The sequence below is a fragment of the Paraburkholderia dipogonis genome (genome assembly GCF_042680985.1).
Classification (GTDB): domain Bacteria; phylum Pseudomonadota; class Gammaproteobacteria; order Burkholderiales; family Burkholderiaceae; genus Paraburkholderia; species Paraburkholderia phytofirmans.
The window spans coordinates 202,069-215,323 of record NZ_JBHUFR010000010.1 but is presented as its reverse complement, the minus strand read 5'-3'; the positions used below and the strand labels follow the sequence as shown (position 1 = coordinate 215,323).

Here is a 13,255-nt window from a genome sequence, read left to right as displayed (position 1 = left end):
CACGCAACTGGGAGTGCATCATGCGCCTGCTTCACACCATGCTCCGGGTCGGCGACCTGGATCGTTCGATTGCTTTCTATACCGACCTGCTCGGCATGAAACTGCTGCGCCGCGATGACTATCCGGACGGCAAATTCACGCTGGCGTTCGTCGGTTACGAAGATGAACGCGACGGCACCGTGCTCGAACTCACCCACAACTGGGACACGCCTTCGTACGACCTCGGCACCGGTTTCGGCCACCTCGCCGTCGAAGTGGAAGACGCTTACGCTGCCTGTGACAAGATCAAGGCACAAGGCGGTACGGTCGTGCGTGAAGCCGGTCCGATGAAACACGGCACGACCGTGATCGCTTTCGTCACGGACCCGGACGGCTACAAGATCGAGTTCATCCAGAAGAAGAAATAAGGCTGGCGGCAGGGCGAGGTCGACAATGAATAACATCAATCCCTACTTCAAAGAACTCGACGAGATCCACGTTGAAATCGAAGCCCTGTTCAACGGTTCCGCGGACGAAGGCGCGCTGCAGCGAATCATGGCGCGCTTCGCACCGCAATTCACGCTGGTCATGACATCGGGCATCGCGTTGGATCATGCCGGCGTGCGCGAGATTTTCTCGAAGCTGCGCGGCGCGCGTCCGGGCTCGCAAATCACGATCCGCGACAAGGAGATCGTCGCCGAGTATCCGTCAGCGGCAGTGGTGAAATATCGCGAGTATCAGCGCGACGGCGCCGGCAACGCGAACGTGCGGCGCTCCACGGCAGTGATGGATCTCGACGCGCACGGCAAGGTGACGTGGCGTCATCTGCAGGAAACTTTCTGCTCGGAATGAGCGGGCGTGTGTGACAAACCGGCGCTTTGGATTGAAATCGAAGCGCCGGTTTCAAGGCACTACAAGACACTACAAAGCACGAAATAGGCGTTAAAGCGTCGGCAGCAATTCCGGCGGATGCGACTTCAGTGTCTGCCGCGCTTCGCGGAATTCCGGAAAAATCGATTCGACTGTTTGCCAGAAGCGCGGGCTGTGATTCATTTCACGCAGATGCGCGAGTTCGTGCGCGACGACGTAATCGATGATGGAAAGCGGGAAGTGAATCAGCCGCCAGTTCAGGCGAATCTTGCCGTCACTCGAACAACTGCCCCAACGCGTCGCCGCTGACGAGAGCGCGTACGCGCGATAGTTCACACCAAGTTTCTCCGCGTAAATCGCGAGGCGCTCGCCGAACAGACGCTTTGCTTCACCCTGCAGCCAGCCTTGCACGCGATCCTTGATCTGCTGCGGATCCGCCTGCAAGGGCAGCGGCACTTGCAGCGCCGCATCTTGCGCGCTGAACGCGAGCATGCCTTGCGGCGCGCCGAGTTTCACGCGCACGGGCTGACCGAGATAAGGCACCTCGGCGCCATCTTTCCAATCGACTTTCGGCAACGCGCGCTGTTCGACACGCGTCTGCCATTCAATCAGCTTCGTGAAAATCCAGCGCTGCTTTTCGGTGATCGCGGTTTCGATATCGGCGAGCGTGACCCAGCGCGGTGCGGTGATCGTGAGCCCCGTGCTGTCGATCGCGAAACCAATCGAGCGGCGCGCCGAACGTTTGAGCGCGTAGTGCAGCGTGCGTGAGCCGATCGCGAGACTGCGCAGCTTGCTGCCATCCGGCGCGAGCGGCAGGGCCGGCTGCTGGCCGCCCGCTGAGCCCTGCGAAGCGCCGGGTGTGGGTGCGGAAGGTGAAGGCGACGACGACGTCGACCCCGGCTCGGCGAAGAGCGGGAGATCGAGTTGCCGGTTATCGAGCGCCGCAGCATGCTGCGGCGTGGGAGACTTCTGCATCGGATTCGGCTTCGCGCAAATACGCCTTCGAGGGCGTGGGCGCGTCAGATTGGTGCGGCGGCGGAACTGCTTTCCGCCGCGCGGTACGCGGTAGGATCGATGCGACGCATTTCAGCTTCGATCCACTGTTCGACGCGCGTGTTCACTTCGTCGGGCGTGAGCCCCGTCGTCTCGATCGGCTTGCCGATCGACACTGTGACTATACCCGCATATTTGAGAAACGAGTTGCGAGGCCACACACGTCCTGCGTTGTGCGCGATCGGCACGACCGGCGCGCCGGTGGCTGTCGCAAAACGCGCGCCGCCGGTTTTGTACTTGCCTTGCTTGCCGGTCGGCGTGCGCGTGCCCTCCGGAAACATGATGACCCAGGCGCCTTCGGCCATGCGCGCCTTGCCTTGCTTGATGACCGACTCGAACGCGTACTTGCCTTCCTTGCGATCGATATGAACCATCTTCAGCATGCCGAGCGCCCAGCCGAAGAACGGCACGTACAGCAGTTCGCGCTTGAATACGTAGCACAGCGGTCGCGGCATCAGCGCCGGAAACGCCAGCGTTTCCCACGCCGATTGATGCTTGGAGAGCAGCACGGCGGGTCCGTTAGGCAGGTTCTCGAAGCCTTCGATGTTGTAGCGGATGCCGTTGAGCCAGCGCACCGTATGCAGCGTCGCGCGACACCAGCCGGCCGCCATCCAGTAGCGGTTGTCGGCGCGCATGAACGGGAATGCGATGAAGCATGCAGTCGCGTACGGCACCGTGAACAGAACGAAGTAAATCAGCAGAAGCAAAGAGCGGATGAAGCGCATCGGCGTGGTCAGTGAGGGTTGGGGACGCGCGTGACGCGCGTCACTCTTGAGCGTCGGCGAGGAAGTCGAGCGCGAAGGCGCGCAGGTCGTCGTGGACGATCGTGCCTTCGGGCAAGCCGCCGGCCTCGAGCGTTTTGCGGCCCTTGCCGGTCAGCACCAGATGAGGCGGATGCCCGAGCGACGCGCCTGCTTGCAGATCACGCAGAGAGTCGCCGACCACCGGCGTTTGCTCCGGATCGACCTCGAAACGCTCGTTGATCATCTTCAGCATGCCGGGCTTCGGCTTGCGGCACTCGCAGTGATCTTCCGCCGTATGCGGACAGAAGAACACCGCGTCGATGCGCCCGCCGACCGCCGCCGCCATGCGATGCATCTTCAGATGCATGGCGTTGAGCGCGTTCATATCGAACAGGCCTCGGCCGATGCCCGACTGGTTGGTGGCGATCGCCACGCGATAGCCGGCCTGGTTCAGACGCGCGATGGCTTCGAGCGAACCCGGCAGTGCCACCCATTCGTCCGGCGACTTGATGAACGCGTCGGAGTCGACGTTGATCACGCCGTCGCGGTCGAGGATCACCACTTTTTTGGTCGGCATCGGCATGGCTTAGGGCTCAGGCGGCGAGTCGGGAAATGTCGGCGACGCAATTCATCTGCTGATGCAGTGCGCCGAGCAAAGCCAGACGATTGGCGCGCAACGCAGGATCTTCGGCATTGACCATCACGTCGTTGAAGAACGTGTCGACCGGTTCGCGCAACGCGGCGAGCGCCGTTAGCGCGCCCGTGTAGTCGTGTGCGGCGAGTTGCGATTGCACGCGCGGCGCGACTTGTTCGAGCTGCGCGTACAGCGCCTTTTCTGCAGCCTCGGTGAGCAGCGCAACCTGCACGCCGCCGATCGCCGCGCCTTCCGACTTCTTCAAAATGTTCGAGATGCGCTTGTTGGCCGCCGCGAGCGACGCCGCTTCCGGCAACGCTGCGAATTCACGCACGGCATCCAGACGCGCGACGATGTCATCCAGGCGTGTGGGGTTCAGTGCCAGCACCGCGTCGATTTCGCCTGCTGCATAGCCGCGTTCGCGCAGCAGACCGCGCAGACGGTCCATGCCGAATTCGTAAATGGCTTGCGTCGAATCGGCGACGTTCGGCACTGCGGCGAATTGCGCGTAAGCGGCGCGCAGCAGTTCGACGAAGTCGACCGGCAATTGCTTCTCGACGAGAATGCGCAGCACGCCGAGCGCGTGACGGCGCAGCGCGAACGGATCTTTTTCGCCGGTGGGCTGCAGGCCGATACCCCAGATGCCGACCAGCGTTTCGAGCTTGTCGGCCAGCGCGACGACGGTGCCGGTTCGCGTGGTGGGCAACGCGTCGCCGGAGAAACGCGGCTGATAGTGTTCCGAACACGCGAGCGCGACTTCTTCCGGCTCGCCGTCGTGGCGCGCGTAGTACGTGCCCATCGTGCCTTGCAACTCGGGGAATTCGCCCACCATGTCGGTGATCAGGTCGGCCTTGGCCAGTCGCGCGGCGCGCTTCGCGAGCGCCACGTCAGCGCCTATCAGTTCGGCGATAGCGCCGGCCAGCGCTTCGACGCGCTCCACGCGTTGCAGTGCCGAGCCCAGCTTGTTGTGATACACGACGTTCGCGAGCAGCGGCACGCGATCCGCGAGCGGCTTCTTCTTGTCCTGCTCGAAGAAGAACTTCGCGTCCGCCAGACGCGGACGCACCACGCGTTCATTGCCTTCGACGATATCGCCCGGCGTGGACGTCTCGATGTTCGACACGATCAGGAAGCGCGAGCGCAGCTTGCCGTTCGCATCCGTCAGCGCGAAATATTTCTGGTTGGTCTGCATGGTGAGGATCAGGCATTCCTGCGGCACTTGCAGAAATTCGTCCTCGAAACGGCAGGCGTAGACCACCGGCCATTCGACCAGCGACGTCACTTCGTCCAGCAGCGATTCCGGCATCACCACCTGATCGCCGTCGGCCTGCGCGAGCAGATGCGTGCGGATCGTTTCCTTGCGGTCGGCGAAATTCGCTACCACGTGGCCTTTGTGCAGCAGCGTCTCGGCGTACGTATCCGCATGCTGGATCTGCACGAAACCTTCGGAGAGGAAACGATGGCCGAGCGTGGTGTCGTCGGCGTCGATGCCGAGCGCGCTCACCGGCACGACCTGTTCGCCATGCAGCGCGGTGAGGCGCTGCGCCGGACGCACGAACTGCACGTTGGTGCCGTCCGGGCGCTGATACGTCATGACCTTCGGAATGGGCAGCTTGCCGAGCGTTTCGTCGAGCGCGGCCTGCAGGCCGTCGGCAAGCGTGGCGCCGGGCGCGGCATAGCGCAAGAAGAAGGCTTCGGCCTTGCCGTCCTGCGCGCGATCCAGGTCGTTCACCGAAAAATCGGGGAAACCGAGCGCGGCGAGTTTTTTGGCGAGCGGCGCGGTGGGCTGGCCGTCTTTATCCAGCGCGACGGAAACCGGCAGCACTTTTTCGCGCACGTGTTTTTCCGGTGCGACGGCGCGCACGTTCTTGATCGTGACGGCGAGACGGCGCGGCGTGGCGAAACGTTCGAACGACAGTTCGCCTTCGACCAGGTCGCGCGCCGCGAGGCGCTGCGCAATGCCTTCCGCGAAGGCGTCGCCGAGACGCGCGAGCGCTTTCGGCGGCAGTTCTTCGGTCAGCAGTTCGACGAGCAGGGTAGCTTGATGGGGTTGAGTCATTTCTTGATGTTCTCGTCAGTCCTGGTCGATCTTGCGTTCGACTTTGAGCGGCGGCGCCCACGCGGGCATCGCGGCGTCCTGTTCGTCGGTCGTGAGGCCGGGCACGCCGTGCACCGGATTGCCGAGCATCGGGAAGCCGAGCTTTTCGCGCGAATCGTAGTAGGCCTGCGCGACCAGCTTCGACAGCGCGCGAATGCGGCCGATATACGCCGCGCGTTCCGTGACCGAAATAGCACCGCGCGCGTCGAGCAGATTGAACGTGTGGCCGGCCTTCAGCACGAGTTCATAGGCGGGCAGGGCGATCTGCGCTTCGATCATGCGCCTGGCTTCGGCTTCGTAGCTGTTGAAGATCGAGAACAGCAGTTCGACGTTTGCGTATTCGAAGTTGTAGGTGGACTGTTCGACTTCGTTCTGGTGGTACACGTCGCCGTAAGTCAGGCGACGCAGTTCCGGGCCATTCGGGCCTTGTTCTTCCCACTCGGTCCAGACGAGGTCGTAGACGTTCTCGACCTTCTGCAGATACATGGCGAGGCGTTCGAGCCCGTACGTGATTTCGCCGAGCACCGGCTTGCAGTCGAGACCGCCGACCTGCTGGAAGTACGTAAACTGGGTCACTTCCATGCCGTTCAGCCACACTTCCCAGCCCAGACCCCAGGCGCCGAGCGTGGGGTTTTCCCAGTCGTCTTCGACGAAGCGCACGTCGTTCTGCTTCAGGTCGAAGCCGAGCGCTTCGAGCGAGCCGAGGTACAGGTCGAGAATGTTCTCCGGCGCCGGCTTGAGCACCACCTGATACTGGTAGTAGTGCTGCAGACGGTTCGGGTTCTCGCCGTAGCGGCCGTCTTTCGGACGGCGCGACGGTTGCACGTACGCCGCGCGCCACGGCTCGGGGCCGACCGCGCGCAGGAAGGTATGGACGTGGGACGTGCCCGCGCCGACTTCCATGTCGATCGGCTGGAGCAACGCGCAACCCTGCTTGTCCCAATAGGACTGCATTGTCAGGATGATTTGCTGAAACGTGAGCATGAAGTGCCTTTCGGGCATGAGGCCGCGCCGTGAGCGCCGAAGCGCGCCGGGTGGCCGTGGAGCGAAGTGCTAAACCGTAGATTTTAACGGAAAGGGAGGGGGGTGTCCGTTTTGCGGGGTCGGACGGGAGTTCGAGTGCGCTTTAGACGACAAAGGGCCGCGCGTGGCGGCCTTTCGTCTTTGTCGTGCGTGTTGCAGGCCGTGTCGGCCAGGCGGCTCAGGTTGCCGCCAACTCCACCTTCGGCGAGAACGAATCGCTTTGCGCGACCGGCCAGTACTTCTCGAACAACGAGTAGCGATGGTTGCCGTTGAGCAGATCGTTCGGTTCGAGATACTTCAGCAATTCCGACATCAACCGCACCTCATGCGACGACACGCGCCGCACGATGTGATGCGCGCGCAGTTCCGCCGGGTGCTTCAGCCCCGCGGCCTGAATGATTTCCTTCAGCGCATGCAGCGTGTTGTGATGGAAGTTGAACACGCGGTCGGCCTTGTCCGGCACGACAAGCGCGCGCTGGCGCACAGGGTCCTGCGTCGCGACGCCGGTCGGGCAGCGCCCTGTGTGGCAAGTTTGCGCCTGAATGCAGCCCACCGCGAACATGAAACCGCGCGCTGCGTTGACCCAATCCGCGCCGATCGCGAGCGTCTTGGTGATGTCGAACGCGGTGATCATCTTGCCGCTCGCGCCGATACGAATACGTTGCCGCAGGCCGATGCCGACCAGCGTGTTGTGTACCAGCAGCAGGCCCTCTTGCAACGGCACGCCGACGTGATCGGTGAATTCGAGCGGCGCCGCGCCCGTGCCGCCTTCCGCGCCGTCCACGACGATGAAGTCCGGCAGGATGCCGGTTTCCAGCATCGCCTTCGCAATGCCGAAGAATTCCCACGGATGTCCGATGCACAGCTTGAAGCCGGTCGGCTTGCCACCCGACAGCGTGCGCAGACGGTCGACGAATTCGAGCAGGCCACGCGGTGTGGAGAACTCGGAGTGCGTGGCCGGCGAGATGCAGTCGCGGCCCATCGGCACGCCGCGCGTCTCCGCGATTTCCGGTGTGATCTTCGCGGCCGGCAGCACGCCGCCGTGACCCGGCTTTGCGCCTTGCGAGAGCTTCACCTCGATCATCTTCACTTGCGGCTCGGCGGCCTGCCTCGCGAATTTCTCCGCGTTGAAAGTGCCGTCGTCGTTGCGGCAGCCGAAGTAACCCGAAGCGATTTCCCAGATGATGTCGCCGCCGTGCTCGCGGTGATATTTCGACATCGAGCCTTCGCCGGTGTCGTGCGCGAAGTTGCCTTTCTTCGCGCCGAGGTTCAGCGCCATGATCGCGTTCGCCGACAGCGAACCGAAGCTCATCGCCGAGACGTTGAAGATCGACATGGAATAAGGCTGCGCGCGATCCGGTCCGACGACGATGCGGAAGTCGTGATTCTCGAGCGTGGTCGGCGCGAGCGAGTGGCTGATCCATTCATGCGCCGTGGCTTTGACATCGAGTTCGGTGCCGTACGGGCGGCTGTCGACGTCGTTCTTCGCGCGCTGATAGACGATGCTGCGCTGGGCGCGCGAGAACGGTTTTTCGTCGGTGTCGCCTTCGACGAAATACTGGCGGATTTCCGGGCGGATGAATTCGAACAGGAACCGGAAGTGGCCCCACAGCGGATAGTTGCGTAGGATCGCGTGGCGCTGCTGCGTCAGGTCGAACAGACCGAGCGCGACCAGCGCGAGCGGCACGATGATCCAGAACCACGAGATGTGATGCGTGCCGGCCAACGCCGCGCAGACGGCGAACAGGGCGGCTGCGCACCACATGGCCAGATAACGTCGAGAAAACATGGGGACTCCAGTGCAGTGAGGATCGTCACGGCGGGATCGCCAGCGCTGCCGGCACAGACGGAATCCGCCGCGAAGGAAAACGAACGACTGCTTTTATGGTGAAGCTAGTTGTGGCTTGAAGAGCGGGCGCGTGGGTGCCGCGCGCCGCGCAGGTCGAAATGTGCAGCTATTACGTGTGCGGCGCCAGTCGTGTCGCCGCACGATCAGACGCGTGGCTCACGTGGCTCAACGGGCGTTCAGCAGCGCCGCTTTTTGCGGCTCGCGCGCGACCGGCTGCCCGGTGACCGCATGTTCGATGATGCCGCCGCCGAGGCACACGTCGCCATCGTAGAGCACCGCAGATTGCCCCGGTGTGACAGCCCATTGCGCGGCGTCGAAATTCAGTTCGAAGAGGCCTTCGCCGCTGCCCGCGCTGCTGAACGTGCACGGCGCATCCGCTTGCCGGTAACGGGTCTTGGCGCCGCACGCGAAGCCGTCCGCCGGTGGCTCGCCCGCCACCCAGCTCGTGTTGCCGGCGGACAGCGTATGGCTGAGCAGCCACGCATGATCGTGACCCTGCGCAACATACAGCGTGTTCGACGGAATATCCTTGCCGGCGACGAACCACGGCTCGCCGCTGCCGTCCTTGCTGCCGCCGAGGCCGATGCCCTTGCGTTGGCCGAACGTGTAGAACGCGAGGCCTATATGTTCGCCGACCACTTTGCCTTCGGTGGTTTTCATCGGGCCGGGTTTCGTCGGCAGATAGCGGTTCAGGAAGTCGCGGAACGGCCGTTCGCCGATAAAGCAGATCCCGGTCGAGTCTTTCTTCTTCGCATTGGGCAGCGCGATCTGCTCGGCGATTTCGCGTACTTTCGTTTTCGGAATCTCGCCGAGCGGAAACAGCGTTTTCGACAATTGCGCCTGATTCAATCGATGCAGAAAGTACGACTGGTCTTTCGTATGGTCGAACGCCTTCAGCAGTTCGAAGCGGCCGTTGCGCTCGTTCTGGCGCACGCGCGCGTAGTGGCCGGTCGCGATGGTTTCCGCGCCGAGCGACATGGCGTGGTCGAGGAAAGCCTTGAACTTGATTTCGGCATTGCACAGCACGTCCGGATTCGGCGTGCGGCCGGCCGAGTATTCGCGCAGGAATTCGGCGAACACGCGGTCCTTGTATTCCGAGGCGAAGTTGACCGCTTCGACGTCGATGCCGATCAGATCCGCCACCGAGACCACGTCGATCCAGTCCTGCCGCGTCGAGCAATATTCGCTGTCGTCGTCGTCTTCCCAGTTTTTCATGAACAGGCCGACCACGTCGTAGCCCTGTTCCTTCAGCAGCCATGCGGTAACGGACGAATCGACGCCGCCCGACATGCCTACTACGACTTTCTGCTTGCTCATAAGATGCTCACTGGGTGCTGCGTGACTTCATGGATCGTGGGTTGGCCGCTCGTTGCGGCTATCTTTTCGGCCCGACCGAATGCGTATGCACGAAGTCGAGCGGGAAACGCCGGCCCGCGAGGTAATCGTCGAGACATTGCATGACGAGCGGCGTGCGGTGCCGTTCGGGACAGGCGCGCAATTCGTCGGCGCTCATCCACAACGTGCGGACGATGTCGGGGTCGAGGGCGCGCCGTGGATCAGCTTCGCCGCCCGCGCCGCAATAGGTGAAGCGCAGGTAGGTGACGCCCTCACTGCCGGGCCGCTCGAAATGGGTCATGTACATGCCCACCAGCGCCTCGGGCGTGAATGGATGGGCGGTTTCCTCGAGCGTTTCGCGGATCACCGCTTCCACCAGCGTCTCGCCCGCCTCGAGATGGCCCGCGGGCTGGTTCAGGCGCAGACCGTCGACGGTATGTTCCTCGACCACGAGAAAGCGCCCGTCGCGCTCGACGATGGCCGCGACCGTGACGTGCGGCAGCCAGGTTTCCGGTTTCATGGCTGCGCATTTTACCGGTTATGGGCCTCGCCTGCCGGGAAGCGGGCGGCGCGCGGTCAGGTCGACCCCGCCCGCCGGGCACCCCCGGATTGTCCCCGATTTCTGCGCACCCCCATCTTTCGGTTAAAGTGAGGCGTTAGCCGTTGCACCTGCAAGCCGGCGTGCCTCGTCGGCCGATCTGTCGTAAAACAGGAAGTCGAGGAGGAACAAGATGCACATCGGAGTGCCAGCCGAGACGCGCGCGCACGAAACCCGCGTCGCCGCGACGCCCGAAACGGTCAAGAAGTATGTGACCCAGGGCCACCGGGTCACGATCCAGAGCGGCGCCGGCACCGGCGCCAGCTTTCCAGACGATGCCTTTACGGCCGCCGGCGCGGAGATCGTCGACGCGGCGAGCGCATTCGGCGCCGATCTCGTCCTGAAGGTCCAGTCGCCGACCGATGCTGAGTTGCCGTTGCTTAAACGCGGCGCGACGCTCGTCGGCATGCTCGATCCGTTTAATACCGAAAACTCATCAAAGCTGGCTGCGGCGGGCGTGACGGCGTTCGCTCTGGAAGCCGCGCCAAGAACCACGCGCGCGCAGAGCCTCGATGTTTTGAGCTCGCAGGCGAATATCGCGGGCTACAAGGCGGTTCTATTGGCCGCCACGCTCTATCCGCGCTTCATGCCGATGCTGATGACGGCTGCCGGTACTGTGAAAGCCGCGCGCGTACTGATTCTCGGCGCGGGTGTGGCCGGTTTGCAAGCGATCGCGACCGCCAAGCGTTTGGGCGCTGTGATCGAAGCCTCGGATGTGCGTCCCGCCGTAAAGGAGCAGATCGAATCGCTCGGCGCCAAGTTTCTCGACGTGCCCTACGAAACCGACGAGGAACGCGAAGCCGCGCAAGGCGTCGGCGGCTATGCGCGGCCGATGCCGCCTTCCTGGCTCACGCGTCAATCGGCGCTGGTCCACGAACGCGCCAAACAGGCCGATGTGGTGATTTCCACCGCACTGATTCCAGGCCGCGCGGCACCGACGCTGATCTCGGTCGACACCGTGCAGGCGATGAAACCCGGCTCCGTGCTGGTCGACCTCGCCGCGGGCCGCGGCGCCGAGTATGAAGGCCAGCGCGGCGGCAACTGTCCGCTCACTGAGGCGGACAAGGTCGTCATCAAGCATGGCGTGACGATCGTCGGTTATACGAATCTGGCCTCGATGGTGCCCGCTGACGCATCGTCGCTCTACGCACGCAACCTGCTCGACTTCCTCAAGCTGATCATCACGAAGGAAGGCGCCCTGAACATCGATCTCGCGGACGATATCGTCGCGGCCACGCTGCTGGCCCGTGACGGCGAAGTCACGCGCAAGGCCTAAGAGGAGAGTGCGGCAATGGAAGTCATCAACCACACCGTCATCAACCTGATCATCTTCGTGCTGGCGATCTACGTCGGCTACCACGTGGTCTGGAACGTCACGCCCGCGCTGCACACGCCGCTGATGGCCGTGACCAATGCAATCTCGGCGATCGTGATCGTCGGCGCGATGCTCGCTGCGGGCCTCACTCTGGGCACGCCCGGCAAGTTCTTCGGCACGCTGGCCGTCGCGCTCGCGGCGGTCAACGTATTCGGCGGCTTTCTCGTCACACGACGAATGCTGGAGATGTTCCGCAAGAAAGAGCCGAAGAAGCTCCCCGCCGCTGCCAAGGAGAACGCGTAATGAGTCTGAACGTCGTCACGCTGCTTTATCTGGTCGCGTCGGTCTGCTTCATTCAGGCGCTCAAAGGGCTGTCCAATCCGAAGACGGCGCGCATCGGCAATACCTTCGGCATGGCGGGGATGGCGATTGCGATCCTCACGACCATCGCGCTGATCGTCAAGCAGGCTAACGGGCTCGGTTCGAATCTCGGTCTTGGGCTTGGCCTGCTGCTGGTCGCGCTGGTGGTCGGCGGTGCGGTTGGCGCGTTCGTCGCCGCGCGCGTCGAGATGACCAAGATGCCGGAGCTGGTCGCGGCCATGCACTCGCTGATCGGTCTTGCCGCTGTGTGTATTGCGTACGCGGTGGTGTCGGAGCCGGCCGCGTTCGGTCTCGTCGATCCGGAAAACACCGCGCCGGGCTTCCTGCCGTACGGCAATCGCGTCGAGCTGTTCATCGGCACGTTCGTCGGCGCGATTACGTTCTCCGGTTCGGTGATCGCGTTCGGCAAACTGTCCGGCAAGTACAAGTTCCGGTTGTTTCAGGGCGCGCCGGTCGTGTACGCGGGCCAGCATCTGATCAACCTGCTGCTCGCGCTCGCGATGCTCGGCTTTGGCGTGATCTTCTTTCTCACGCAATCGTGGCTGCCGTTCATCATCATGACGCTGATCGCGTTTGTGCTCGGCGTGCTGATCATCATTCCGATCGGCGGCGCGGACATGCCGGTGGTGGTGTCGATGCTGAACTCGTATTCGGGCTGGGCGGCGGCGGGCATCGGCTTCTCGCTGAACAATCCGATGCTGATCATCGCGGGCTCGCTTGTCGGTTCGTCTGGTGCGATTCTGTCGTACATCATGTGCCGCGCGATGAACCGGTCGTTCTTCAACGTGATTCTCGGCGGCTTCGGCAACGAGGCGGGCGCGGCGGCGGCGGGTGGGTCGGCGGAGCAGCGTCCGGTGAAATCCGGTTCGGCCGACGATGCTTCGTTCATGCTCGGCAATGCGGAAACCGTGGTGATCGTGCCGGGTTATGGTCTGGCCGTCGCACGCGCGCAGCATGCGTTGAAGGAGCTGACCGACAAGCTGGTCGAGAAGGGCATCGAGGTGAAGTACGCGATTCACCCGGTGGCCGGCCGCATGCCGGGCCACATGAACGTGCTGCTCGCCGAAGCCGAAGTGCCGTACGACATGGTCCACGAAATGGACGACATCAACGGCGAGTTCGGTCAGGTCGACGTGGTCCTGGTGCTCGGCGCGAACGACGTGGTGAACCCGGCGGCGAAGACCGATCCGAAGTCGCCGATCGCGGGCATGCCGATCATCGAGGCGTACAAGGCGCGCACGGTCATCGTCAATAAACGCTCGATGGCCGCAGGTTATGCCGGTCTCGACAACGACCTGTTCTACATGGACAAGACGATGATGGTGTTCGGCGACGCGAAGAAGGTGATCGAAGATATGGTGAAAGCGGTGGAATAAC

13 protein-coding genes are annotated in these 13,255 nt (G+C 63.2%); 5 read left to right on the top strand and 8 right to left on the bottom strand.

Annotated elements, in window-relative coordinates; translation table 11 throughout:
• Positions 1-20: 20 nt before the first annotated feature.
• Positions 21-407, top strand: a complete 387-nt coding sequence (gene gloA / locus ACFSNN_RS13470; RefSeq protein ID WP_134457128.1) for a lactoylglutathione lyase — start codon at positions 21-23, stop codon at positions 405-407.
• A 25-nt stretch (positions 408-432) separates the two neighbouring features.
• On the top strand, positions 433-831 hold the full coding sequence (locus tag ACFSNN_RS13465) for a hypothetical protein (RefSeq protein WP_134457127.1): 399 nt from the start codon (positions 433-435) through the stop codon (positions 829-831).
• A gap of 90 nt (positions 832-921) precedes the next feature.
• Here the strand turns inward: ACFSNN_RS13465 and ACFSNN_RS13460 are convergent, their stop codons facing one another.
• The 8 genes from ACFSNN_RS13460 to ACFSNN_RS13425 all read right to left on the bottom strand — a co-directional run bounded on the left by ACFSNN_RS13460 (position 922) and on the right by ACFSNN_RS13425 (position 10,104).
• The gene (locus ACFSNN_RS13460; protein ID WP_134457126.1) at positions 922-1,824 is read right to left on the bottom strand and encodes a M48 family metallopeptidase; all 903 of its coding nucleotides are present in this window, start codon (positions 1,822-1,824) and stop codon (positions 922-924) included.
• Positions 1,825-1,868: 44 nt separating this feature from the next.
• Complete coding sequence (locus ACFSNN_RS13455) at positions 1,869-2,627, bottom strand: lysophospholipid acyltransferase family protein (RefSeq protein WP_134457125.1); 759 nt, start codon at positions 2,625-2,627, stop codon at positions 1,869-1,871.
• 40 nt (positions 2,628-2,667) lie between these two features.
• Positions 2,668-3,222, bottom strand: coding sequence for a D-glycero-beta-D-manno-heptose 1,7-bisphosphate 7-phosphatase (gmhB, locus tag ACFSNN_RS13450; RefSeq protein ID WP_134457124.1), 555 nt, complete (start codon positions 3,220-3,222; stop codon positions 2,668-2,670).
• A gap of 16 nt (positions 3,223-3,238) precedes the next feature.
• Complete coding sequence (gene glyS, locus ACFSNN_RS13445; protein WP_134457123.1) at positions 3,239-5,338, bottom strand: glycine--tRNA ligase subunit beta; 2,100 nt, start codon at positions 5,336-5,338, stop codon at positions 3,239-3,241.
• A 15-nt stretch (positions 5,339-5,353) separates the two neighbouring features.
• A complete protein-coding gene (gene glyQ, locus ACFSNN_RS13440; protein ID WP_091800811.1) occupies positions 5,354-6,361 on the bottom strand; it encodes a glycine--tRNA ligase subunit alpha in 1,008 nt (335 codons plus the stop codon).
• Positions 6,362-6,578: 217 nt separating this feature from the next.
• Entirely contained in the window at positions 6,579-8,189 is a 1,611-nt protein-coding gene (locus tag ACFSNN_RS13435) for an FMN-binding glutamate synthase family protein (protein WP_134457122.1), read from the bottom strand.
• Between the two features lie 225 nt (positions 8,190-8,414).
• Complete coding sequence (gene mnmA / locus ACFSNN_RS13430) at positions 8,415-9,566, bottom strand: tRNA 2-thiouridine(34) synthase MnmA (protein ID WP_134457121.1); 1,152 nt, start codon at positions 9,564-9,566, stop codon at positions 8,415-8,417.
• Between the two features lie 58 nt (positions 9,567-9,624).
• The gene (locus ACFSNN_RS13425; protein WP_134457120.1) at positions 9,625-10,104 is read right to left on the bottom strand and encodes an NUDIX hydrolase; all 480 of its coding nucleotides are present in this window, start codon (positions 10,102-10,104) and stop codon (positions 9,625-9,627) included.
• Between the two features lie 211 nt (positions 10,105-10,315).
• Here ACFSNN_RS13425 and ACFSNN_RS13420 point away from each other — a divergent pair, with 211 nt between their 5' ends.
• The 3 genes from ACFSNN_RS13420 to ACFSNN_RS13410 are packed head-to-tail and all read left to right on the top strand — an operon-like array spanning position 10,316 to position 13,254.
• Complete coding sequence (locus ACFSNN_RS13420) at positions 10,316-11,458, top strand: Re/Si-specific NAD(P)(+) transhydrogenase subunit alpha (RefSeq protein ID WP_134457119.1); 1,143 nt, start codon at positions 10,316-10,318, stop codon at positions 11,456-11,458.
• Positions 11,459-11,473: 15 nt separating this feature from the next.
• Entirely contained in the window at positions 11,474-11,800 is a 327-nt protein-coding gene (locus ACFSNN_RS13415; RefSeq protein WP_012431753.1) for an NAD(P) transhydrogenase subunit alpha part 2, read from the top strand.
• Complete coding sequence (locus ACFSNN_RS13410) at positions 11,800-13,254, top strand: NAD(P)(+) transhydrogenase (Re/Si-specific) subunit beta (protein WP_134457118.1); 1,455 nt, start codon at positions 11,800-11,802, stop codon at positions 13,252-13,254. The genes ACFSNN_RS13415 and ACFSNN_RS13410 overlap by 1 nt, the downstream gene beginning before the upstream one ends.
• Position 13,255 lies beyond the last annotated feature (1 nt).